A 22,071-nucleotide genomic window follows, 5' to 3' on the forward strand; every position below is an offset into this window, starting at 1 on the left:
ATGGGATTTTGTAGCGGGGATTAAGCGGCTTCAAGCAGGTGAGACAGGGCAATCATTCGGATTCGTTCTGGTGAATATCCGGCTAGACGATACTTTCTAACCAACTCATATCCTACACGGTCAAGGTTATCTAAAGCGGGTTTAGAGAGCTTCACAATGATGTTATTGCTGTTATCCCCACCCTCTGAATGGAACGGTGCAACGGCTGCTGTAGCGGTTACACGTGCAATCTTTGGTTTAGGCTTAGGCGGCTGTCTACGTGTCTTTGTACAGTCCACACAAGAACCCGATGAGGTATAGCGAACAGTTGAGCCGCAATGAATACACGGCTTATCAGGGGTGTTAATCGTGGTTGTATTAGACATTGGTTAAGAGTCCTTCTAAGTATTCTGTAATTCGGGCTTGCTGTGTACGTTTTGAGCCATCGTTTGAAGAACGTCTGATTAATTTGCTCATTAGCTGATTATGAATTCTACCAACCACGTTAGCCCCGACGATTAAACAGCCGTTAGAGTCGTAATAGTTGATTGGTGCGTTGATTCTCTCTTCCATTTATCAGCCCCCGCTTACCATCTGTTTAATAGCAGCCTTTAAAGCTGCATCTCTTTGCTGTTCAACTGTTGGCGGCTTAGGCTTCACCTTATACGTGGTGACAGCTTTAGCTGGTTTCACTGTTGGTTTAGGTTTATTACCTGAAGCAAGTAGCTTATAGGTTGATTCGCTAATCTCTGCTGTACCGTTGAAATATTTGTATTCCATTGAATCAGTCAGATGATTATAGCTGCCACGTTTGGACAGCCCTTTCATTGGAATACTCATTCGGACACCTCTTCAGAATCAGTTACAATCACGTTCAGGTAATCGGTAAAGTCTTTCACAGCATCCAGAGCTTTACGGGCTTCAATCACAATCTTATTACGCTGGTGGACAGCTTCAGAGGCTTTTACCTTCAGACGTTCAATCATCTTATCAATTGACATCTCAGCTTCAGAAGTTGCCTTGTCAGTTGCATCTTTCAAAGCATTCTTTTTAGTTGAGATGAAATAGATTAAGCCCATTCCTACACGGTGAACCATATAACCTTGTTCAGCCATGCTTTGAATCACTTGTTGCTGGTTAGTTGGATAAACCTGCTTCACAATGAATCCGTGACGTTCTGAAGGATTAGCCAGATATTCAGCAGCTTTCTGATTAATCAACATTGAACGGGACTCTAAGGCGTCCTGGTATTCGGCTTCAGCCTTATTCATTCGGTCAGTTGCCTGTTGAATCTTTGGAAAGTACAGTTTTTCAATATGATTACGTTGCTCAAATGGTAAGAGGTGGCTGATACTTGCAACGGGTGATTCAATTTTTACAGCTTGATTTAAAGTATTCATTTAAATTTACTCTTAGTCTGGTTTGCTTAGATTTCAGAAAGCACAAAACCGCATCCAGCCAACTTAATGTTACGGGACACGGTTCAATATTTTCAAATTAGGTTGTTCATCTTCTCAAGAGGAATTCCCGTCACTCATTCGGGATGGATGCCTGAGAAGATAAACAGAGGGAAACTGAGGAGCCAGAAATAATCGGTGATTGATGGATAGTGAATATTTCTAACTCATATAACCATTCTGTCATATATTAACAAATTGTCAACGGTTATTTTTAATTTTTTCACTGATTGATTTAATGAGTAATAAGCGAGTGGCTTTAGTCATCATTCTTTTGATGTGATATTTCTTATTCGGGATTGGGTTAATCAAATCACCAATCTTTCTTAATTCAGTATGGATAGTGTGACAGGTTTTTCCTGTTACTTTGCAATATGTCTTCATTCATAATCGAACCTTTCTCAACACAAATAAAAAAGGACTCCGAAGAGTCCCTTTTACATTGCTTTCTCAAAATACCTCTTGACCTGTACCAGTTGATTTTTTGATTAAGCAAACCAGATAAAACAATTATCACATGATAATTCTAATCTGTAAAACTCAAACAATTACTAATCACTTAAATGTTCAGCGTTAATATTCAGGTCTTCAAAGCCACCAGTTAAAACTTGTGTCTGGAATGTTCCAATCTTCTGACTATCCATATTCACACTAATGTTGATTCTTTGGTCATTTCGGATAGTTGTCTGAGCAGGGTTATACATAGACGGGACAGCGAATGTATTAGCCTGACCGGACAGCGCATTATTACCCTGAAGCCAGTCACCCAATGAACCCATAGCACGTGTGAACGGGCTGTTAGTGATTGAGTCACCATCCTGAGCACCCAACACTTTAGAAGGATTGGTTAGCCAATTAAGAGCCTTTGCAATAGGGTTATCAGTCCCTAAAGCATTTGGGTACTTCTGTTCAACTCCTGAAGCATCAACCGCATCATGAGCGACTAAAGCAACTCCTACAGGGCCAGCTAAACGGGATGCACCCTTGAGTAATCCACCTGCACCAGCAGCCGCACCAGCTTCAGCACCACCACCTAACAGAGCACTTAACCATTTCAGCTTGTTAGCCACACCAGCGATAGACTTAACCAGCACCAACACACCAGCAGCCCCGATAGCGAACTGTTCAGCAGAATCAACCAGTTTCTTTTGACCGTCTGACAAGTCATCGTACCATGCTGAAGTTCTCAGGATTAACGCTGAGAGTTTACGGCTCCATTCGTCCACGTGGTCAACCGCTCCAGATGTCATAGAGGCAACCTTTCCGAGGATATGCCCTAAAGCCTCAGCAATTGGTGAAGCATCATTGAGCATATTAGCTACAGAGGCGTTAAACTGGCCTAAGCCCTTTTCAGATTTGGTGAAAGCCTTGTTAAGGTCATTCTCCATCGCTGCTTTAACACGTCCGATACCAGTTACAGCCATTTGTGATACACGGTCTAATCCCCCTGCCTCATCAGCCATCTTTTTCATCTGAGCAGATACACGGGGAAGGACATCTTTAGACAGTAATTTGCCGTTCTTCATCAGTGCATCAAGCTGCTGTGTGTTCACACCTAAAGCATCAGCGAACATCTGTTCAGCACCCGGTAAGCGGTCACCCAACTGGCCTCTGAGTTCTTCAGCCTGTACACGTCCCTTAGATGCCATCTGTGTGAATGCTGTCATGATACCCTTCAACTGTTCAGCATCAAGCCCACGAATACGACCGAATACAGCAGCGTTCTTATAGAAGTCCTGTGTACCCTGATAGCCTAACGAATTCTGAGCACCAGCAGCAAAGCCAGTGTACTGCTTCAAGGTCTCTGTGACACCCTGTCCGATTTGGTCAGAGAACTGAGCGGCGAACGTTTTAGCGTCTTTTGATTGGCCTTTGAAGACAGCTTCAGCGGAGAGATTCACACCTTCACGGGCTACACCTGTTTCAACCACCTTACGGACGGCTTCAAATGTCCCGTATAAGGCCGCTGAAACGCTTACCAGACGACCGAAGGAGCTTGATAACCCTTCTGCATTAGATACCTGCTTGCGGTTCTGAGAAGCCCATTTAGAAGCGCTGTCAGTGGCTGCACGTAAAGCTAAACGGAACTGGTTCAGGCTGGCTGAGGGGTTGGCTAGAGCATCATCTCTTAATCCGTGAATCTGCTGGCGTAATTTCATCGCCCTTACTTGTCCAGTTGAACCCATAGCCTCTAAGCGTCTGGTCAGATTCGAATAGAACTGAGTATTAGCGAGTGAACGGATTGAATTAGAAGCTGTTAAATCTGAGCCTGCCTTTGGCTTTCCGGCTGGTGGATTTGAATGTCCACCTTTTCCTTTAGCCCCGTAAGCATCGCTCATGTAATCTTTAATGCGCTTTGCAGAAGCCTTAGCAGCATTCTCTACAGACTTCACAGAGGATTTACCAGCATCATCAAAATTCATGTTCTTTGAGAATGCACGGTTAATTTGTTTTGAGGCGGTATTAGCGGATTGAATCACACTATTGAAATTACCCTTTGGGGTAAATGCACGGTTGAGATTCTTTTCAATTCGTTCAGCGACTTTTAATGTTCTGCTTTCGAGTTTTTGAAGATTCTTTGAAACGTTCTCGTTAAAACCTAATTGGATGATGAATTCATCGACTGTATAGTTAGCCATTAGTCATATTGGTTACCTCGTATTCATTCCAGATTAAATCAACCAGCGCATCGTGTGCCTTCAGCACCATTTCATAGATTAGTGCAGCACCCATCAGTGATAACCCTTGACCGCTAAAGAATGTAGCAATAGTGATTTGGTTAATCTCTGGAAGAGTTTTCAGGACTGTTAGACACAATTCCGGCTCACTCACTGAGTTAAAGATTGCATCAGTTAAATCAGGATGCGTTACAGGATTGTTTAGCATATTCAAAAATCGGTTTTTCATTATTTCATTTCCTTCATTTTCTTGTTAAGCAACACCGCTAAGGCCTGCTGACGTGGCAAATCATATTTTTCACTTAGCTGATTAAGAAGGCCAAGCGTCTTATCCGACAGATTTATTACTGAACGTTCTTTCTTATCCGACATTGTTTAATTCCTCTTTCAGGATAATTTCTAAGGTTTTCTGGCGGCTCAAACCGTACATCTCTGATAATTCTTCCAGCTTTTTCATTAGTGCTGGTGCAATGTGTACTACTGTACCTCTGCATTTCATTTTACAATTCCTCATAGGCTGGCATTTTAAATGGTTCTTCGTCTTCCTCTGAATCACTGACAAACAGATAATTCAGTTTACTTTCTGGCTTATGCTTTGGCTTAGAAAGACGGATAATAATTGGCTCAATCTCTTCTACAACGTCGATAACTGGATTTTCATCTCTTTCAATCACTGGAAAGGGAAGGACGTTATTAGAATCACTGGTGATTGTGGTTTCTGGTTCAGATACTGGTTCAGGTTGATTCTCTTGCTGGTGGCATTTAATCAATTCAGGTGGCATGATTTCAACTGTGTACACCTTAGAACTATCATAACGCTGAATAGAACTAATAAGACCAGATTCATGTAATTGGGTTAAAGCCCCTAAAGCAACCTTTCGTCCAATACCGAACAATTCACACAGGTAATTGATTGAGGGGAAGACTTCTTGACCGTTTCTTTGAAGACCTACCATAAACAGGTAAATCATTTTAGCTGAAAGAGATAACTTAACACCGTTGAAAGAAGTGATTCGGGTTACATCACTATAAGCGGGGATAAACGGGATTTCATAGAGTTTCATTCATGGGATTTTCCTAATATCAGAAATGCCTTTTAACAAGGCCGTATATTGTTCGGTTTAAGCTGTGATTACATTTTCACGAATCATGTTTTTAATCAGGGCTGAGTAGCTAACACCCTGTTTCGCTGCCATTTCAACAATTTTACGGTGAATGGCGTGTGATACTTCAACGCGGATTGTTACTTGCTGTGGGATGTCTTTTCTCATTGGGCTTTCCTTCATGCAATTCAATAAGCTATGGAAGGTGCGAACAAGTCCCTGATATGAGATCATGTTTGTCATCTGGAGCCATGGAACAGGGTTCATCATGAGTCATCAACTTACCTTCGCCGACAGTGAATTCAGCAGTAAGCGCCGTCAGACCAGAAAAGAGATTTTCTTGTCCCGCATGGAGCAGATTCTGCCATGGCAAAACATGGTGGAAGTCATCGAGCCGTTTTACCCCAAGGCTGGTAATGGCCGGCGACCTTATCCGCTGGAAACCATGCTACGCATTCACTGCATGCAGCATTGGTACAACCTGAGCGATGGCGCGATGGAAGATGCTCTGTACGAAATCGCCTCCATGCGTCTGTTTGCCCGGTTATCCCTGGATAGCGCCTTGCCGGACCGCACCACCATCATGAATTTCCGCCACCTGCTGGAGCAGCATCAACTGGCCCGCCAATTGTTCAAGACCATCAATCGCTGGCTGGCCGAAGCAGGCGTCATGATGACTCAAGGCACCTTGGTCGATGCCACCATCATTGAGGCACCCAGCTCGACCAAGAACAAAGAGCAGCAACGCGATCCGGAGATGCATCAGACCAAGAAAGGCAATCAGTGGCACTTTGGCATGAAGGCCCACATTGGTGTCGATGCCAAGAGTGGCCTGACCCACAGCCTAGTCACCACCGCGGCCAACGAGCATGACCTCAATCAGCTGGGTAATCTGCTGCATGGAGAGGAGCAATTTGTCTCAGCCGATGCCGGCTACCAAGGGGCGCCACAGCGCGAGGAGCTGGCCGAGGTGGATGTGGACTGGCTGATCGCCGAGCGCCCCGGCAAGGTAAGAACCTTGAAACAGCATCCACGCAAGAACAAAACGGCCATCAACATCGAATACATGAAAGCCAGCATCCGGGCCAAGGTGGAGCACCCATTTCGCATCATCAAGCGACAGTTCGGCTTCGTGAAAGCCAGATACAAGGGGTTGCTGAAAAACGATAACCAACTGGCGATGTTATTCACGCTGGCCAACCTGTTTCGGGCGGACCAAATGATACGTCAGTGGGAGAGATCTCACTAAAAACTGGGGATAACGCCTTAAATGGCGAAGAAACGGTCTAAATAGGCTGATTCAAGGCATTTACGGGAGAAAAAATCGGCTCAAACATGAAGAAATGAAATGACTGAGTCAGCCGAGAAGAATTTCCCCACTTATTCGCACCTTCCCTAGAGCAACTTTGAAGATATTGGATAGTCTGAATCTGTCTGCTTAGTAGCGCCCTTTTCAAAGATTCCATAGCAATGGCAAAAAATGAACATATCTGAGCCTGTACAGCGTTCTAAGCGATTATTTAATGATGGTAACCCTAACCCATAGGTTAATAATAAAGACTGCTTAGAATGCGTTACAGGGATCCTGATAAACGCCAGACATAAAAAAAGCCCCGATAAAGGGGCATTGTGAATCACTATCTAATTGTTACTTGTTCAGTCGATAGAAAGTTGCCTTACTAATCTGTAACTCATCCTGTACCTGCTTTGGCGACATCCCCTGTCCAATTAGTTCCTGAACCTGTTCAGCGGTTGCTTTAATCGGTCTGCCACAATGGACACCTTCAGATTGAGCACGTTTAATCCCTGCTGTTCTGCGCTCTGCTATCAAGTCTTTCTCTAAAGAAGCCAATCCAGCCATCATAGTAAGCATAGCCTTACCCACTGGTGTAGACAGGTCGAATCCTTCACGGAGACTGATAACCTTCACACCTTTGGCCTGTAAAGTCTCAACTGTTGAGAGAACATCAATAGTGTTACGGCCTAAGCGGTCGATAGCGATAACAATCAACGTGTCACCTTCACGGACATAGTTCAGCAGGTCACCGAATCCTTTACGCTCTGTAGCCTTAATGCCACCTGATACAGCCTCATCAGAGAACCACTTACCAACCTGGTAACCAGCTTCTTTAATCTGCTGCTTCTGATTCTCAATAGTCTGGTCAGAAGTTGATACACGGACATAAGCGATTACAGATGACATTATGGTGATTCCCTGAAAGTTGTCTCAAAACCTAGTCTCAAAATAACACCTGTACCAAAAAACAAAATCAACCTTTTGAGACAAACTAATCACACCTTTCGAGACCCTTTTCAGCAGTATCAAAACCACTTCCTTTTGAGACAATCCAAACCATTGAAACAGGTTATATAAATACTGATTCTTATCTCTTTTCGGAACTAAAACAGTTAATAGGCTAGAGCTATTGAAATCACTGGTGTTGATAGGGGTTTTAGCACTATTCGGAGAGACTGTTTTTTACTGTTAATTTAGCCATCTAAACGGCTATCATTCAGCGTTAGCAAGTCATTGAAGGGGGGTCACTATGGAAGTTTCAGAAACCGTAAAGGGAATCTGGCTAACCATAGCGACCTTAAAAGAGTTAAACAGGGATCCCGAAGTAACCGCAAAGTGCATTAGTAAGAACAGCAGGAGCGGCTGCACCAGCGATTTTTAAAGCACCTGTAAAAGCCTTGCCTGTCATCTTACCAATCCATGAGCCAAAACCTTTTTCAACTTCTTCTTTTGAAGCTGGTTTAGGTGATTGCTCAACAAGCTGTTTCAATTCAGCAACATCATTATCATCAAGACCGTGACCCTTTAGCTCACGCTCAAGGGATGCAATGTCACCAACTGAGATAGAGTTTTGTTGATTGATGTTTCCGGTGTTACCTGCCCCGATAGCTCCGGCGTTATTCACTGAGCCATGAAAGATATTCGTATTATTAACCGTCATTGGTGCAACCTCTTTTTCTTCTCTAGTAAATATTAATCCTTCCCCGAGTATTCCCTTTTTCTCTAATTCTAATGACCAGTCAAGAATCTTGTTTCGGACGGTGGTTATAACATGGTCAATTTTCCCGGCACTGAAGAACCAGCGAATTTCATACCTGTCCGAGTGTCCAGAATAAAGCATATCAGCGTAACCAGCAGGAATAGGAAGACTTACCGCCCCTAATTTTTTATCTTTTAGCCTCTTCATTGAAGCTATCGACTCAGTAAGTTTAAACGTTGTAAATGGTGGTAATGCTGCCAACTTACTGATTTAGTGTATGATGGTGATTTTAAGGTGCTTGCGTGGCTTCCATTTCCATCAGATGTCCTTCCTGCTCCACTACTGAAGGCGTGGTGCGTAACGGCAAAAGCACTGCCGGACATCAGCGCTATCTCTGCTCTCACTGCCGTAAAACATGGCAACTGCAGTTCACTTACACCGCTTCTCAACCCGGTACGCACCAGAAAATCATTGATATGGCCATGAATGGCGTCGGATGTCGCGCCAGTGCACGCATTATGGGCGTTGGCCTCAACACGATTTTACGTCACTTAAAAAACTCAGGCCGCAGTCGGTAACCTCGCGCATACAGCCGGGCAGTGACGTCATCGTCTGCGCGGAAATGGACGAACAGTGGGGCTACGTCGGTGCTAAATCACGTCAGCGCTGGCTGTTTTACGCGTATGACAGGATACGGAGGACGGTTGTGGCGCACGTCTTCGGTGAACGCACTCTGGCCACACTGGAGCGTCTTCTGAGCCTGCTGTCGGCCTTTGAGGTCGTGGTATGGATGACGGATGGCTGGCCGCTGTATGAATCCCGCCTGAAGGGAAAGCTGCACGTAATCAGCAAGCGTTACACTCAGCGCATTGAGCGACATAACCTGAATCTGAGACAACATCTGGCAAGGCTGGGACGGAAGTCACTGTCGTTCTCAAAATCGGTGGAGCTGCATGACAAGGTCATCGGGCATTATCTGAACATAAAACACTATCAGTAAGTTGGAGTCATTACCGTAAATGGTGTAGTAATTTTCGGGTCAGAAACCCCTAAATCAACAGGTATCCACCCCCTGAATGGGTTGAATGCTTTCAACTGCCCCTGCCCCGAACGATATTCAGGCACTGATGCAATGTTCGGGTAACCGTTAAGCTCTAACTCTATCCATTCGACAAGGTCTGTGAGGTCTAGCTTTACAGCAATCATTTTGGCTTTCATTAGTACTGCGATGATGTCCGCATCCGGGTCACCTGCAAGAGACTGAAGCTCAATAACGGGTGAATGCAACAAAAGAACCTCCTTACCACTGAAGAGAAAAGGTTTGTTAGCCGCTAAGCTTGAATTTTAAAGTAATCACACAGAGCTTTAGTCAGAACATTTGGAGCAACCGTACCAGCGATGTTAAGCCCACCACTCAGTGCTTTGACTGTCATACTGCCAATCCAGTGACTAAAGTATCGCTCTACTTCGTCTTGGGTAGCTGGTGCAGGTGAATCATCAATAATATGCTTTAAATCCCCCAAATCCTCATCATCGATACCATACTTTTTGAGGTCACGTCCCAGAGAATTAAAATCACCCGACTTGATGGTATTTTGCTGCTGAATGTTACCTGAGTTACCCGCTCCAATTGCCCCATTGTTATTAACAGCTTCATTGAATATATTTGTGTTATAAACGGTTAATGGCGCGACATCCCTTTCTTTCTGAGTAAAAAGCAACCCATCGCCAAAAATCCCCTGTGACTCAAGCTCTAAAGACCAGTTAAGAATTTTATTTCTTACTGTAGTTACAATGTGTTTGAGCTTGTTTGCGCTGAAAAACCAGCAAATTTCCGTAGGGATTTCTTGGCGTGTAAAAAGCAGTTCGACCAAATTAGGGGGGATAACTAAACGTAACATTCCGTCTTCAGTTTCAATCCCTTGCATCGAGGATATAGACTCATCAATAGTGAAAGTCTGTATAGTAGTAATGACATCGGCGGGAACATTTCTAAACTGAAGATTTTGCCAACCATGATAGGGATTCCAGAACCTTATAATGCCCTGTCCTTTTCGATAATCAGGAACATCCACACCACCTGGATAACCATCAATTTCATATTCCATCCATTCACTAAGGTCTTTCAATCCTAATTTCACAGCTATCATTTTAGCTGTTAAAAGAACCTCGATAATGTCGCTATCGCGATTTTTGGCTAAAGCCTGAAGCTCAAGAACTGGTGAGTTAGTCATTCTTTCTTTCCCTATTCTGCACAACTCGATTTTAACCCTTAGCGGTGCTAAGTGTAAGCAAAGTTTTCACAGCGGCTGATTAGGTTGCTCTTCCATCTCTTTCACCCACTCTGGAGCCTCTTCTAAGGCTATGTGTTGTGGCTTAGTGGTGAACCCTTCAAAGTCGAACTCATCACCATCAATCAGCGGTAAAACCTCCAGCCACTGAGCGCCATCAACCACCCTATCCAATGGGAAATTCAGCAGCTTTAAGCCGTTATGTAAGAAGACATCACATTTCTTTCTAGCCGTGTTAAGTCGGATTTCTTTCACTATCCGCTTAATGATAATTTGCGCCTCTATCCGGTCTTTCTTCACAGTCAAATCAAGATGACTGATTGTCTCAAGCTGGCTTGATTGCTCTCGCTGGTGAACCTCTGAGACAGCCTTTTCAGCGTCCTTAATTTGACTATTCAGGGCTTTCAAATCCTTTGCCATTGATTCGGTATCATCTGCCAGCATAGCCAGCTTAATGAGCCTCTCACGCTGTTTCTGAAGCTGTTCTAACTCACTTTGAAGAGAGCCTATAGCAGAGCCATTATCACGATTTAGGGCAAGACGGTTAGTATTGTAAAGCAGCCCCTGAACCAATGCGCGGTCAGTCTGCAATCTGCTGAACCCAACACTATTACAGCGCCCTTCACTCTTCATTGAGCATTTGTATATACCAGACCTCTTAGCAGAGACACCCGCAACAACGACGATAAAGCCACACTCAGAGCACCTGAGAACGCCCTTGAAGAGATTTGTTAGCAAAGGTAGGTCAGAGGAAGGTTTACGCCCTGAACCCTGTTTAAGCTGCTGTACAGCGTAAAATTGCTCATCGGTGATTATTGAGGGGTAATAGTTTGGTATCTCTGAAACCCCCTTTACAGCCATTGATTTAGAAGGAACTTTGAAACCAATCACTGAACGGTTTGAAAGTAACTCAGTGACCGACGATTGAGACCAGCCACCTTTAACAGACTTGAATTGATTGAGAGTGTAGAAGCCCTCTTCATTCATCTGTTTAGCAATTTTGGCATGTGATTTACCTTCTAACCGTAGCTGAAAGACACGTTGAACAGCCTTCACATTCTCAGGGATGAATTCAAAGTGTGAACGGTCTTCAGAGACTTTTAACCATGCTGCACAACGCTTAGACATGATTTCACCTTTAGCAGCCCGTTCCCTCTTAGCAGCCCATACAGACCTTAAACGGGTAGATTTCATCGCTGATTCTTCATGTGCTCGCTCCATGACCAACATCGCTTTAATCATGGACAGTGAATCTTTCAGACTTTCTTTCGTGTACCACTCGTTATCGACAAGTGTCACCACTTCAACGCCAGAGCGGAGAATTTTTCTTAGCTGTTCCCCTGCTGTGTCGATGTCCTGACGGCTTACCCTGTCCAGAGATTCGACAAGAAGAACTGAACCCGCTTCAATGTAGCCAGATTCAACAGCGGCTAGAAATTCACCAAATGCACCTGACTTAGCATTAGCACCGGAGAAGCCGCTTATACCCAAATCCTGAAAACGTAATGATTCGTCTAAATAGTAATCGGGATTTCGTTTCAACCAATCGTTAATGTACTTGCTTTGACGCTTAGTAGAATCACCAACCGATTGAATTTTTGTAGAAAATCGTATGTATGAGATTGCTTTTGGCATGGGGTTTATGATGGGTTATGAAGAGATTGAACAAGTGTATCATAAGAAAGGTGTAATCCTCGACAGCCGCCCTGTACACAGCGCCATTCCGCATAACGAAGCCATCATTGATGCACAACGCAAAAAGCCCAAAGTACCCGTCCATGCCGTCGTGACTGCGCATAACCCAATGGTCAGATTTATCGGTAGCGATAACATGCCGCAAAATCGGGACATGTTCGCCGTGTGGCTGCAAACGTTGCCAAAATGGGAGCAAAGCACCACGCCGTATCTCTTTTTACACACCCCGGATATCGCCCAGGCACCTGAACTGGTCGATGTTCTGTGGCAAGCCTTACAGGACGTGGTTCCGTCGGTGGGCAACGCCCCCTCTATTCCACAACAATCTTCTCTTTTCTGAGGAAGCCCCCTATCATAGAGAGGTACCATCTGCCAAAAAACAGGGAGTTTGTATGGTCAGCGCGCTGTATGCGGTGTTAGGTGCATTACTGCTGATTAAGTTTTCGTTTGATGTTGTTCGGCTGAGAATGCAATACCGCGTCTCCTACGGTGACGGCGGTTTTTCGGAACTGCAAAGTGCTATCCGCGTCCACGGCAACGCGGTCGAATACATCCCCATTGCGCTCATTTTACTGCTGTTTATGGAGATGGATGGTGCAGAAACCTGGATGGTACATATCTGTGGTCTGCTTTTGCTTGCTGGCCGGTTAATGCACTATTACGGCTTTCATCACCGCTTATTCCGCTGGCGTCGTTCCGGCATGAGCGCGACCTGGTGTTCGCTTGTGCTGATGGTGCTGGCTAACCTTTGGTATATGCCGTGGGAGTTGGTTTTCTCCTTCCATTAGCGCACAATACGCCACTTTATTTTTCCCGGATTTTTACGTTATGTCAGATCGCGACACGCTTTTTTCCGCGCCTATCGCCAGCCTGGGCGACTGGACCTTTGATGAACGGGTAGCCGAAGTCTTCCCGGATATGATCCAGCGCTCTGTTCCCGGTTATTCCAATATCATCTCCATGATCGGCATGCTGGCTGAGCGTTTCGTTCAGCCCGGTACGCAGGTGTATGACCTGGGCTGTTCGCTCGGCGCGGCAACGCTGTCGGTTCGTCGTAACATTCGCCACGAGGGCTGTAAGATCATTGCCGTCGATAACTCACCCGCAATGGTTGAACGCTGCCGTCGTCATATTGACGCTTATAAGGCTCCGACGCCGGTTGAAGTGGTGGAAGGCGATATTCGCAATATTGACATCCAGAATGCCTCAATGGTGGTGCTGAATTTTACCCTGCAGTTCCTGGTGCCTGAAGACCGTCAGCTGTTGCTGGATAAAATTTATAAAGGTCTTAACCCCGGTGGCGCGCTGGTGTTATCAGAGAAGTTTAGCTTTGAAGACGCTGACGTAGGCGAGCTGCTGTTCAACATGCACCACGACTTTAAACGCGCCAACGGCTACAGCGAGCTGGAGATCAGCCAGAAGCGCAGCATGCTCGAAAACGTAATGCTGACGGATCCCGTTGAAGCTCACAAAGCACGCCTGCGTAAAGCCGGATTTGAACACAGCGAATTGTGGTTCCAGTGCTTTAACTTTGGCTCTCTGGTCGCGCTGAAAGCTGAGGATGCGGCATGATCGAGTTTGGTAACTTCTATTCACTGATTGCGAAAAACCACCTCTCCCACTGGCTGGAAACCTTACCGGCGCAGATTGCTACCTGGCAGCGCGATCAGCAACACGGTCTGTTAAAGCAGTGGTCAAACGCGGTGGAGTTTCTGCCTGAGCTGAAACCCTATCGTCTGGACTTGCTCCACAGCGTAACCGCAGAAAGCGAAACACCCCTCTCAGCCGGGCAGGCAAACCGTATTGAAACACTGATGCGTAACCTGATGCCGTGGCGCAAAGGGCCGTTCTCGCTCTATGGCATCGACATCAATACCGAATGGCGTTCAGACTGGAAATGGGATCGCGTTCTTCCCCATCTGTCCGACCTTACCGGGCGCACGATTCTGGACGTTGGCTGCGGTAGCGGTTATCACATGTGGCGCATGATTGGTGCGGGTGCCCATCTGGCAGTCGGTATCGACCCAATGCAGCTGTTCCTGTGTCAGTTTGAAGCGGTGCGTAAATTGCTGGGCAACGACCAGCGCGCCCACCTGCTGCCGCTGGGGATTGAGCAACTGCCAGCCCTGAAGGCATTTGATACCGTGTTCTCGATGGGGGTGCTGTACCACCGTCGTTCCCCGCTGGAGCATCTGTGGCAATTGAAAGATCAGCTGGTCAGCGGCGGCGAGCTGGTGCTGGAAACGCTGGTTGTCGAAGGTGATGAACATGCCGTTCTGGTGCCGGGTGACCGTTACGCGCAAATGCGCAATGTCTACTTTATCCCTTCCGCGCTGGCGTTGAAAAACTGGCTGGAGAAGTGCGGTTTTGTGGATGTGCGCATTGCGGACGTCTGCGTCACCTCAATCGAAGAACAGCGCCGGACGGACTGGATGGTGACCGAATCCCTGGAACAATTCCTCGACCCGGCGGATCACAGTAAAACCATTGAAGGCTACCCTGCGCCAATGCGTGCGGTATTGATTGCGACGAAGCCGTAGCCTTTTGCCGGGTGGCGGCTACGCCTTACCCGGCCTACTCGTAGCACGTTTTCTCCAGAATAGTTCACGTTGCAGCAAGACGGCAACGCAGCGGCGGCTTGAAATATGAAGGCGAAAAAAAGGCCCCTGTTTAATTGGCAGGGGCCTGGTACAAGCAAGCATCATATTGGGCGACATGATGCGCGGTAAAAATCAGTACGTTGCTACACGTGATGACGCTCAATTATCGATTTCATTACCGCAACCGACTCTCCATCTACACCGTAGCGCGAGTACTCATCCGCTTCAGCATCCGTCGACATTGACAACCCTGTATTGCGATAACGCATGGGTGACGGTATCCACTTACCCGCTGAGCTATGAAGCTCTTCCACCCCTGCGTTTAAAAACAGTTCCAGATTGCTGGCACGTACTCCTGCGCCAGCCATTACTATTGGAACACCGGAATGTGCTTTTAGTTCCGTAATTAATTTTAATCCTTTTTCAGCAGAGGACTGCTGACCCGATGTCAGCACTCGCGACACGCCAAGTTCTGCAAGCGTATCAAACGCCTGAAGAGGATCTTTACACATATCAAACGCGCGATGAAACGTGACTGCCATCCCCTTTGCCGCGCTCATCACCTGACGCATACGCGGTAGATCGATATGACCGTCTTCATCCAGCAAACCGATAACCAGCCCCGGGAACCCCAGGTCACGAACGAGTGCGATATCTTCAAGCATGGCACTAAACTCACCCGCCGTGTAACAAAAATCACCGCCGCGTGGACGAATAATTGGGTGAACCGGGATGCTAACCTCCTGGCGGGCAGATTTCAGCACACCGTATGAAGGCGTCAGCCCACCTTCTTTGGGAGCTGCGCACAGTTCAATACGGTCGGCCCCCTGTTTTTGCGCGGTCACGGCACACTCCACGCTGTAACAACAAATCTCCAGCAGCGCCATTCAATCCTCCTTAAATTCCACTAAACGCACCATCATGACACACCGTCCGTACCTCGTCCCGGCGTGAACTCACAACTCTCAGGCTTCGCTGGCAACTATCTGTTCAATCGTCCACGGATGGAACTTCACCGTCACCTGCCCGTCCGTCACGGCAAGCGTTGGGTTGGGTAAACGCTCCCGCTCACCTTTGGGGGAACTTGTTTTCACAAAAATACCCGGCTGGCTTAAGCCCTCGTCGGATAACAGCGCCAGCGCGCGGGCATTCAACGTGTCCGGCTCACCCGGCAGCACAATTTCAATATGCTCCCAGCCTTCATGCGGGTAACGTTTCTCCCCAGGCCACGGCAGTTCGACAACGCTGAACTGCCAGTGCGCCACACATACCGGTTCATGCAGTTTGAACAGGCAGACAGGACGGCCGTTAATAATATTCTCAGAGAGCAGCTCACCGCACTGTTCGAACCCGCGACGCCAGCGCTCAGCGGTGGCGTTTTGATGGCAGCGCAGGGAAATGTGATCGGCCTCAAGCGGCGCGATATCCAGACCAAGACGGGTGGCAAGTTCTGTGAACGCCAGGGTGAAGCGCGGTAAATCTGCGGAAATATCATGCAGTTCGTCAATGGAGTGCCAGTTCGCCATATGTCAGTCTCTTATCGTGTCGCAAAGCCGCTAATTTACTCTGTTGTCCCTTTTCGACCAACCGCAGAATAACGGATTTTATGACTGCATGATTATGCACACCTTCTTAGCCTGGATTCTGAGCAATCTTCGGCCCCCGTAATGCTGACGCCAGAAGGCATTTGCAGTATACTCCCGCCCTAAATTCTTTAACTGATGCAGGTGGTTATTAACCCGCATCAAAAACGTAAGGTATCCAGGTGAATATTCAGGCTCTTCTCTCAGAAAAAGTCAGTCAGGCACTGATTGCCGCAGGCGCGCCTGCGGATTGCGAACCGCAGGTTCGTCAGTCAGCAAAAGTACAGTTTGGTGACTATCAGGCTAATGGCGTGATGGCAGTCGCTAAAAAACTGGGCATGCCGCCGCGACAACTCGCTGAGCTGGTGCTGACTCATCTGGATCTCACCGGTATCGCCAGCAAAACCGAAATCGCCGGCCCGGGCTTTATCAACATTTTCCTTGAGCCTGCCTTCCTGGCAAGCAATGTTGACGCCGCGCTGAAGTCTGACCGCCTGGGTGTCACCCAGCCAGAAGTGCAGACCGTGGTGATTGACTACTCTGCGCCAAACGTGGCGAAAGAGATGCACGTCGGCCACCTGCGCTCCACCATCATTGGTGATGCGGCTGTCCGCACCCTGGAGTTCCTCGGCCATAAAGTGATCCGCGCAAACCACGTGGGTGACTGGGGTACTCAGTTCGGTATGCTGATTGCTTACCTGGAAAAACAGCAACAAGAAAACGCGGGCGAGATGGCGCTTGCGGACCTGGAAGGTTTCTACCGTGAAGCCAAAAAACACTACGACGAAGATGAAGTGTTTGCTGAGCGCGCACGTAGTTATGTCGTGAAACTGCAGGGTGGCGACCAGTACTTCCTGGAAATGTGGCGCAAGCTGGTTGACATCACCATGTCCCAGAACCAGTTAACCTACAACCGCCTGAACGTAACGCTGACCCGTGACGATGTGATGGGTGAAAGCCTGTATAACCCAATGCTGCCTGGCATTGTGGCCGACCTGAAAGCCAAAGGTCTGGCGGTTGAGAGCGAAGGCGCAACGGTAGTGTTCCTTGATGAGTACAAAAACAAGGAAGGCGAACCGATGGGCGTGATCATCCAGAAAAAGGATGGCGGCTATCTGTATACCACCACCGATATCGCCTGTGCGAAGTACCGTTACGAAACCCTGCACGCTGACCGTGTGCTGTACTACATCGATTCCCGTCAGCACCAGCACCTGATGCAGGCGTGGACTATCGTGCGTAAAGCAGGCTACGTGCCTGACTCTGTGCCGCTGGAACACCACATGTTCGGCATGATGCTGGGTAAAGACGGCAAACCGTTCAAAACCCGTGCGGGTGGTACCGTGAAACTTTCTGACCTGCTGGACGAAGCGCTGGAACGCGCCCGTCGCCTGGTGGCCGAGAAGAACCCGGATATGCCAGCTGATGAACTGGAAAAACTGGCCAATGCCGTCGGTATCGGTGCGGTGAAATATGCGGATCTCTCCAAGAACCGTACCACCGACTACATTTTCGACTGGGACAACATGCTGGCGTTTGAAGGCAACACGGCACCGTACATGCAGTACGCCTATACCCGTGTGCTCTCGGTATTCCGTAAAGCCGACATCGACGAAAGCGTGCTGGCAAAAACAACTGTCACCCTCACTGAAGATCGTGAAGCGCAGCTGGCAGCGCGCCTGTTGCAGTTTGAGGAGACGCTGACGGTTGTCGCGCGTGACGGTACTCCACATGTGATGTGTGCTTACCTGTACGACCTGGCTGGTCTGTTCTCCGGCTTCTACGAGCACTGCCCTATCCTGTCCGCAGACAGCGAGGCGGTGCGTAACAGCCGCCTGAAGCTGGCGCAACTGACCGCGAAAACCCTGAAGCTGGGTCTGGATACTCTGGGTATCGAAACCGTAGAGCGTATGTAAGCAGAACCGTCCGCCTCAAGGGGCGGACGGTGATTAACGGTAGTTAACAATCACAGAATTGCTCTGAACATTCAGCGCCGGGATCAAACGTCCTCCCCCCGGCACTTCCCAGACAAAGTGTAAAGGCTCCACCGCTGGCACACCGTTGAGCGCCTGCGTGGTGCCACTTTCCCCGTCAATTTCCGTACAGCGAGTCTGCGAACACAAACGCACCCGCAGCCCGGCAGGCGTTGGGCCAATCAGCTTATAGTTCCACACCACCATCGTCATCAGCCCGGAAACCGCATCAGGCGGTGACAGCGGGTTCGAAGACATCGACACACCACGATTATTGAGCGTTACGCCCATGCTGCTGGCCTGCCACATCCCTTCGCCCGCAGCCTGCGCCGCCAGCGGGAAAAATAAGATCCATAGCCACTTACGCATTATTTACCTCCAATCGTCGCGGTCATACGAATGTGGCGGTTATCCGACAGCTCCATGTTCGACAACACCACCAGTTGATTCAGGCTACGACGCAGGAAGCGCGACAGTAACGGTCGCAGCGCGTGGTTAACCAGCAGAACCGGTGGCGCACCCAGCATCTCCTGACGCGCCAGCGCCTCCTGGGTTTGGGCCAGTAAGCGGTCAGCCAGACCCGGCTCCAGCCCGCCACCACCCTGCAATGCCTGAAGCAGCAGACGTTCAAGTGGCGTATCAAGACCAATCACCTGCACTTCGCCGGTTCCCGGGAACCATTGCTGGGTGATTGCACGACCCAGCGCCACGCGCACGACCGCCGTCAACTCGTGCGGATCGCTTTGCAGCGGTGCATGTTCGGCCAGCGTTTCCAGAATGGTGCGCATATCGCGGATAGGAACTTTTTCGTCGAGCAGATTTTGCAGCACCTTGTGCAGCGTGGTTAACGTCAGCACACCCGGCACCAGATCTTCGGTCAGCTTCGGCATCTCCTGCGTCACACGGTCGAGCAGTTGCTGTGCTTCCTGGCGACCAAACAGCTCTGCCGAGAATTGACCAATCAGGTGGTTAAGATGGGTCGCCACCACGGTACTGGCTTCCACTACGGTATAACCCTGGATTTGCGCCTGCTCTTTCAGTGCGCTTTCAATCCAGATAGCCGCCAGACCAAAGGCCGGATCGATGGTTTGTTCACCCGGCAACGTTCCTGCCGCCGTGCCCGGGTTAATCGCCAGCCAGCGACCTGGATAGGCATCACCGCTGCCAATTTCCACCCCTTTCATCAGAATGCGATAGCGCGCAGGCGGGAGATCCATGTTGTCACGGATGTGGACAACCGGTGGCAGGAAGCCCATATCCTGGGCGAATTTTTTACGGATACTGCGGATACGGCCAAGCAGTTCACCATCCTGCTGGAAATCCACCATTGGGATCAGGCGATAACCCACTTCCATTCCCAGTGAATCTTCCAGCTGAACATCATTCCAGGTTGCTTCGACGGCTTGCGTGTTCTCCGGTACTTTTACCGGCGCAGGCTCCGCAACTGGCTTGCTTTCACGTCCGCGCATCCACCAGGCAAGACCCAGCAAACCGGCGGTGAACAGCAGGAACACCAGGTTTGGCATACCCGGAACCAGGCCGAGCAGACCGAGCACCGCCGCCGCCAGCAGCATTACGCGCGGATTGCTGAAAAGCTGTCCGACCATCTGCTCACCAACGTCCTGATCGGTGCTGACGCGGGTCACGATAACACCCGCAGCGGTAGAGATAACCAGCGCCGGGATCTGGGCGACGAGGCCGTCACCGATGGTCAATAGCGTATAACTTTCCGCCGCATGCCCCATGTCCATACCGTGCTGCAACACCCCAACCAGAAGGCCGCCCACCACGTTAATCACCATGATAAGAATGCCCGCGATGGCATCCCCACGCACAAACTTACTCGCACCGTCCATCGAACCGTAGAAGTCCGCTTCCTGGGTCACTTCTGCACGGCGTTTTTTGGCTTCATCCTCGGCGATAAGCCCGGCGTTCAGGTCGGCGTCGATCGCCATCTGTTTACCTGGCATCCCGTCCAGCACGAAACGCGCGCCAACTTCGGCGATACGCCCGGCACCTTTGGTGATAACCATAAAGTTGATGATAACGAGGATAACGAACACCACGATACCGATAGCAAAGTTACCGCCCACGAGGAAGTGGCCGAAAGCCTCAACCACTTTACCCGCCGCCGCCGCGCCGGTGTGACCTTCCATCAGGATGATACGCGTGGACGCCACGTTCAGCGCCAGTCGCAGCAAGGTGGTAAACAGCAAAATGGTCGGGAACGCCGCAAACTCAAGGGTACGCTGGGTGAACATCGCCACCAGCAGCACCATGATGGACAACGCAATGTTGAATGTGAAAAGCAGATCGAGGATGAATGCCGGTAGCGGCAGTACCATCATCGACAAAATTAGCAGGATGAGGATCGGCCCGGCAAGGATCTGCCATTGAGTCGATTTCAGGTTGCCGGGCAGGCGCAACATTGCCACCAGATTAGCCATCAGTGTCCTTCTCGTTCATAAAATCCAGCGCGGCAGGCACCGGAAGGTTTTCAGGTTTCACAGGCCGTTGACCGCCAGCCAGACGCCAGCGTTTCAATTGCCATACCCAGGCCAGCACTTCCGCCACAGCGGCGTAGAGTTGTCCCGGGATTTGTTGTCCGATTTCCGCGTGGCGATATAAGGCACGCGCCAGCGGCGGGGCTTCCAGAATTGGCACGCGGTTTTCGGTACCGATTTCGCGGATGCGCAGCGCTATCAACCCCGCCCCTTTCGCCACCACTTTCGGCGCGCTCATTTTGTTTTCGTCGTATCGCAGCGCAACGGAGTAGTGGGTCGGGTTAGTGACGATGACGTCGGCTTTTGGTACATCCTCCATCATCCGTCGACGGGCGGCGGCACGCTGCATCTGGCGAATACGCCCTTTTACATGCGGGTCACCTTCCATCTGCTTATATTCATCACGGATATCCTGGCGTGACATCCGTAACTTCTTGAAGTGACTATAAAGCTGGAAGATAACGTCAAAGCCCACCATTGGAATAATGCTCAGCACCACCAGCAGCGAGCCCAACCCGATGAGATTCATGGCGTTACTCATTGCACTTAACGGTGATTCACTGATCAGGCGCATCATGTCGGGCCAGTTGTGCAACAGGTAAAACCCGGCGGCACTTCCCATCAGGGTGGATTTGAGGATCGCTTTAACCAGCTCGGCACCGGTCTGGGCGGAAAACATACGGGCTATACCCGGGAGCGGGTTGAGTTTGGAAAATTTAGGCTGCAACGATTTGCCGCTAAACACCAGGCCACCGAGCATAACCGGTGACACAATCGCCACCAGCACCACGCCTGTGATAAGCGGCAGCAAGGCGGTCATCGCCCCTTTAAGCAGCAAAATAATTTGTCCGAGGATCAGATTGGGGTCATTAACCATACTGTGGTCAAAACGTAACCCTGCTGAGAGCATTCCTGCCAGTCTGCGGGCGAGCGACTCCCCACCCAACCAGATAACGCACACACCCACAATCAGGATCAGCAGGGATGTCAGTTCTCGGGATCGGGGGATCTGCCCTTCCTCACGCGCTTTTTCAAGTCGGTGGGGTGTGGGGGCTTCCGTTTTGTCGTCGTTATCTTCTGCCACAGTGCATGCTCGCAGCCCATTTAGTCACGGGTATCATGCCAGTGCAGCGGAAATCCAATGGCGGGAAAAGCCAGTTTATTCTGGCTCTTTTCGGTGATTCTTCGCGTTTACCGCCTCAGGCCGCGTTC

Annotated in this window: 24 protein-coding genes and 1 pseudogene; 7 read left to right on the top strand and 18 right to left on the bottom strand. The window is 49.1% G+C overall.

Annotated elements, in window-relative coordinates; translation table 11 throughout:
• Positions 1-555: 555 nt before the first annotated feature.
• The 8 genes from HV318_RS04920 to HV318_RS04955 all read right to left on the bottom strand — a co-directional run bounded on the left by HV318_RS04920 (position 556) and on the right by HV318_RS04955 (position 5,385).
• The gene (locus HV318_RS04920) at positions 556-819 is read right to left on the bottom strand and encodes a hypothetical protein (RefSeq protein ID WP_182271820.1); all 264 of its coding nucleotides are present in this window, start codon (positions 817-819) and stop codon (positions 556-558) included.
• Entirely contained in the window at positions 816-1,379 is a 564-nt protein-coding gene (locus tag HV318_RS04925; RefSeq protein WP_249421791.1) for a hypothetical protein, read from the bottom strand. Before HV318_RS04925 ends, HV318_RS04920 begins: the two co-directional genes overlap by 4 nt.
• 608 nt (positions 1,380-1,987) lie before the next feature.
• Positions 1,988-4,075 carry a tape measure protein gene (locus HV318_RS04930; RefSeq protein ID WP_182271821.1) on the bottom strand — a complete coding sequence of 696 codons (2,088 nt, stop codon included), beginning with the start codon at positions 4,073-4,075 and terminating at the stop codon, positions 1,988-1,990.
• Positions 4,068-4,343, bottom strand: a complete 276-nt coding sequence (locus HV318_RS04935) for a hypothetical protein (protein ID WP_182271822.1) — start codon at positions 4,341-4,343, stop codon at positions 4,068-4,070. Before HV318_RS04935 ends, HV318_RS04930 begins: the two co-directional genes overlap by 8 nt.
• The gene (locus HV318_RS04940; RefSeq protein WP_182271823.1) at positions 4,343-4,486 is read right to left on the bottom strand and encodes a hypothetical protein; all 144 of its coding nucleotides are present in this window, start codon (positions 4,484-4,486) and stop codon (positions 4,343-4,345) included. Before HV318_RS04940 ends, HV318_RS04935 begins: the two co-directional genes overlap by 1 nt.
• Entirely contained in the window at positions 4,476-4,613 is a 138-nt protein-coding gene (locus tag HV318_RS04945) for a hypothetical protein (RefSeq protein WP_182271824.1), read from the bottom strand. Before HV318_RS04945 ends, HV318_RS04940 begins: the two co-directional genes overlap by 11 nt.
• A gap of 1 nt (position 4,614) precedes the next feature.
• Positions 4,615-5,178: a helix-turn-helix domain-containing protein gene (locus tag HV318_RS04950; RefSeq protein WP_182271825.1), complete on the bottom strand. Its 564-nt coding sequence runs from the start codon at positions 5,176-5,178 to the stop codon at positions 4,615-4,617.
• 57 nt (positions 5,179-5,235) lie between these two features.
• Complete coding sequence (locus HV318_RS04955; RefSeq protein WP_154598168.1) at positions 5,236-5,385, bottom strand: type II toxin-antitoxin system HicB family antitoxin; 150 nt, start codon at positions 5,383-5,385, stop codon at positions 5,236-5,238.
• A gap of 100 nt (positions 5,386-5,485) precedes the next feature.
• Here HV318_RS04955 and HV318_RS04960 point away from each other — a divergent pair, with 100 nt between their 5' ends.
• The gene (locus HV318_RS04960) at positions 5,486-6,466 is read left to right on the top strand and encodes an IS5-like element IS5 family transposase (protein WP_000019402.1); all 981 of its coding nucleotides are present in this window, start codon (positions 5,486-5,488) and stop codon (positions 6,464-6,466) included.
• A 399-nt stretch (positions 6,467-6,865) separates the two neighbouring features.
• Here HV318_RS04960 and HV318_RS04965 read toward each other — a convergent pair whose 3' ends face one another.
• Together HV318_RS04965 and HV318_RS04970 are read right to left on the bottom strand one after the other, a co-directional pair.
• Entirely contained in the window at positions 6,866-7,420 is a 555-nt protein-coding gene (locus HV318_RS04965) for a recombinase family protein (protein ID WP_032667372.1), read from the bottom strand.
• Between the two features lie 400 nt (positions 7,421-7,820).
• Positions 7,821-8,474 (bottom strand): AbiTii domain-containing protein, encoded by a 654-nt coding sequence (locus HV318_RS04970; protein ID WP_275943675.1) that lies wholly within the window; start codon positions 8,472-8,474, stop codon positions 7,821-7,823.
• Positions 8,475-8,515: 41 nt separating this feature from the next.
• Here HV318_RS04970 and HV318_RS04975 point away from each other — a divergent pair.
• A protein-coding gene (locus HV318_RS04975; RefSeq protein ID WP_223610842.1) for an IS1 family transposase occupies positions 8,516-9,213 on the top strand; the annotation gives its coding sequence in 2 pieces (ribosomal slippage) (positions 8,516-8,765 and positions 8,765-9,213; 699 coding nt in all).
• Here the strand turns inward: HV318_RS04975 and HV318_RS04980 are convergent.
• From HV318_RS04980 to HV318_RS04990, 3 genes are all read right to left on the bottom strand, one after another.
• A complete protein-coding gene (locus HV318_RS04980; protein ID WP_182271827.1) occupies positions 9,207-9,503 on the bottom strand; it encodes an AbiTii domain-containing protein in 297 nt (98 codons plus the stop codon). The two genes, HV318_RS04975 and HV318_RS04980, sit on opposite strands and share 7 nt — an antisense overlap.
• A 41-nt stretch (positions 9,504-9,544) precedes the next feature.
• Positions 9,545-10,447 (bottom strand): AbiTii domain-containing protein, encoded by a 903-nt coding sequence (locus HV318_RS04985; protein WP_047360925.1) that lies wholly within the window; start codon positions 10,445-10,447, stop codon positions 9,545-9,547.
• A gap of 66 nt (positions 10,448-10,513) precedes the next feature.
• Positions 10,514-12,139, bottom strand: a complete 1,626-nt coding sequence (locus HV318_RS04990) for a recombinase family protein (RefSeq protein WP_182271828.1) — start codon at positions 12,137-12,139, stop codon at positions 10,514-10,516.
• Positions 12,140-12,191: 52 nt separating this feature from the next.
• On the opposite strand from HV318_RS04990, the pseudogene HV318_RS04995 reads away from it, so the two are divergent.
• The 4 genes and pseudogenes from HV318_RS04995 to cmoB form a co-directional block, all read left to right on the top strand.
• Positions 12,192-12,539, top strand: a pseudogene (locus HV318_RS04995) (DUF72 domain-containing protein); the annotation flags it as partial.
• A 52-nt stretch (positions 12,540-12,591) separates the two neighbouring features.
• Positions 12,592-12,987 carry an MAPEG family protein gene (locus tag HV318_RS05000; protein WP_182271829.1) on the top strand — a complete coding sequence of 132 codons (396 nt, stop codon included), beginning with the start codon at positions 12,592-12,594 and terminating at the stop codon, positions 12,985-12,987.
• 40 nt (positions 12,988-13,027) lie between these two features.
• Positions 13,028-13,771, top strand: coding sequence for a carboxy-S-adenosyl-L-methionine synthase CmoA (gene cmoA / locus HV318_RS05005; protein ID WP_182271830.1), 744 nt, complete (start codon positions 13,028-13,030; stop codon positions 13,769-13,771).
• Positions 13,768-14,739, top strand: a complete 972-nt coding sequence (cmoB, locus tag HV318_RS05010) for a tRNA 5-methoxyuridine(34)/uridine 5-oxyacetic acid(34) synthase CmoB (protein WP_182271831.1) — start codon at positions 13,768-13,770, stop codon at positions 14,737-14,739. Before cmoA ends, cmoB begins: the two co-directional genes overlap by 4 nt.
• Positions 14,740-14,942: 203 nt before the next feature.
• Here cmoB and cutC read toward each other — a convergent pair whose 3' ends face one another.
• Both cutC and HV318_RS05020 read right to left on the bottom strand, forming a co-directional pair.
• On the bottom strand, positions 14,943-15,686 hold the full coding sequence (cutC, locus tag HV318_RS05015; RefSeq protein WP_182271832.1) for a copper homeostasis protein CutC: 744 nt from the start codon (positions 15,684-15,686) through the stop codon (positions 14,943-14,945).
• A gap of 78 nt (positions 15,687-15,764) precedes the next feature.
• Complete coding sequence (locus HV318_RS05020; RefSeq protein WP_182271833.1) at positions 15,765-16,325, bottom strand: VOC family protein; 561 nt, start codon at positions 16,323-16,325, stop codon at positions 15,765-15,767.
• A gap of 239 nt (positions 16,326-16,564) precedes the next feature.
• Between HV318_RS05020 and argS the strand changes: the two genes are divergently transcribed.
• A complete protein-coding gene (argS, locus tag HV318_RS05025; RefSeq protein ID WP_182271834.1) occupies positions 16,565-18,298 on the top strand; it encodes an arginine--tRNA ligase in 1,734 nt (577 codons plus the stop codon).
• 33 nt (positions 18,299-18,331) lie between these two features.
• Here argS and flhE read toward each other — a convergent pair whose 3' ends face one another.
• The 3 genes from flhE to flhB are packed head-to-tail and all read right to left on the bottom strand — an operon-like array spanning position 18,332 to position 21,943.
• Positions 18,332-18,724, bottom strand: a complete 393-nt coding sequence (gene flhE / locus HV318_RS05030) for a flagellar protein FlhE (RefSeq protein ID WP_182271835.1) — start codon at positions 18,722-18,724, stop codon at positions 18,332-18,334.
• Positions 18,724-20,802 carry a flagellar biosynthesis protein FlhA gene (gene flhA, locus HV318_RS05035; protein ID WP_182271836.1) on the bottom strand — a complete coding sequence of 693 codons (2,079 nt, stop codon included), beginning with the start codon at positions 20,800-20,802 and terminating at the stop codon, positions 18,724-18,726. Before flhA ends, flhE begins: the two co-directional genes overlap by 1 nt.
• Positions 20,795-21,943 (bottom strand): flagellar biosynthesis protein FlhB, encoded by a 1,149-nt coding sequence (flhB, locus tag HV318_RS05040; protein WP_182271837.1) that lies wholly within the window; start codon positions 21,941-21,943, stop codon positions 20,795-20,797. The genes flhA and flhB overlap by 8 nt, the downstream gene beginning before the upstream one ends.
• Between the last annotated feature and the right edge of the window lie 128 nt (positions 21,944-22,071).

This window comes from Enterobacter sp. RHBSTW-00901, from assembly GCF_014103115.1.
Taxonomy (GTDB): Bacteria; Pseudomonadota; Gammaproteobacteria; order Enterobacterales; family Enterobacteriaceae; genus Enterobacter; species Enterobacter cloacae_P.

What these genes read in the sequence shown, in the direction of transcription:
- HV318_RS04935 (WP_182271822.1), bottom strand. Translation starts at nt 4,343, where the DNA reads ATGAAAAACCGATTTTTGAATATGCTAAACAATCCTGTAACGCATCCT.
- HV318_RS04960 (WP_000019402.1), top strand. Translation starts at nt 5,486, where the DNA reads ATGAGTCATCAACTTACCTTCGCCGACAGTGAATTCAGCAGTAAGCGC.
- HV318_RS04925 (WP_249421791.1), bottom strand. Translation starts at nt 1,379, where the DNA reads ATGAATACTTTAAATCAAGCTGTAAAAATTGAATCACCCGTTGCAAGT.
- cutC (WP_182271832.1), bottom strand. Translation starts at nt 15,686, where the DNA reads ATGGCGCTGCTGGAGATTTGTTGTTACAGCGTGGAGTGTGCCGTGACC.
- HV318_RS04930 (WP_182271821.1), bottom strand. Translation starts at nt 4,075, where the DNA reads ATGGCTAACTATACAGTCGATGAATTCATCATCCAATTAGGTTTTAAC.
- HV318_RS05000 (WP_182271829.1), top strand. Translation starts at nt 12,592, where the DNA reads ATGGTCAGCGCGCTGTATGCGGTGTTAGGTGCATTACTGCTGATTAAG.
- HV318_RS04940 (WP_182271823.1), bottom strand. Translation starts at nt 4,486, where the DNA reads ATGTCGGATAAGAAAGAACGTTCAGTAATAAATCTGTCGGATAAGACG.
- HV318_RS04945 (WP_182271824.1), bottom strand. Translation starts at nt 4,613, where the DNA reads ATGAAATGCAGAGGTACAGTAGTACACATTGCACCAGCACTAATGAAA.
- flhA (WP_182271836.1), bottom strand. Translation starts at nt 20,802, where the DNA reads ATGGCTAATCTGGTGGCAATGTTGCGCCTGCCCGGCAACCTGAAATCG.
- flhE (WP_182271835.1), bottom strand. Translation starts at nt 18,724, where the DNA reads ATGCGTAAGTGGCTATGGATCTTATTTTTCCCGCTGGCGGCGCAGGCT.
- HV318_RS04990 (WP_182271828.1), bottom strand. Translation starts at nt 12,139, where the DNA reads ATGCCAAAAGCAATCTCATACATACGATTTTCTACAAAAATTCAATCG.
- HV318_RS04955 (WP_154598168.1), bottom strand. Translation starts at nt 5,385, where the DNA reads ATGAGAAAAGACATCCCACAGCAAGTAACAATCCGCGTTGAAGTATCA.
- HV318_RS04985 (WP_047360925.1), bottom strand. Translation starts at nt 10,447, where the DNA reads ATGACTAACTCACCAGTTCTTGAGCTTCAGGCTTTAGCCAAAAATCGC.
- HV318_RS04920 (WP_182271820.1), bottom strand. Translation starts at nt 819, where the DNA reads ATGAGTATTCCAATGAAAGGGCTGTCCAAACGTGGCAGCTATAATCAT.
- HV318_RS04965 (WP_032667372.1), bottom strand. Translation starts at nt 7,420, where the DNA reads ATGTCATCTGTAATCGCTTATGTCCGTGTATCAACTTCTGACCAGACT.
- cmoA (WP_182271830.1), top strand. Translation starts at nt 13,028, where the DNA reads ATGTCAGATCGCGACACGCTTTTTTCCGCGCCTATCGCCAGCCTGGGC.
- cmoB (WP_182271831.1), top strand. Translation starts at nt 13,768, where the DNA reads ATGATCGAGTTTGGTAACTTCTATTCACTGATTGCGAAAAACCACCTC.
- HV318_RS05020 (WP_182271833.1), bottom strand. Translation starts at nt 16,325, where the DNA reads ATGGCGAACTGGCACTCCATTGACGAACTGCATGATATTTCCGCAGAT.
- HV318_RS04950 (WP_182271825.1), bottom strand. Translation starts at nt 5,178, where the DNA reads ATGAAACTCTATGAAATCCCGTTTATCCCCGCTTATAGTGATGTAACC.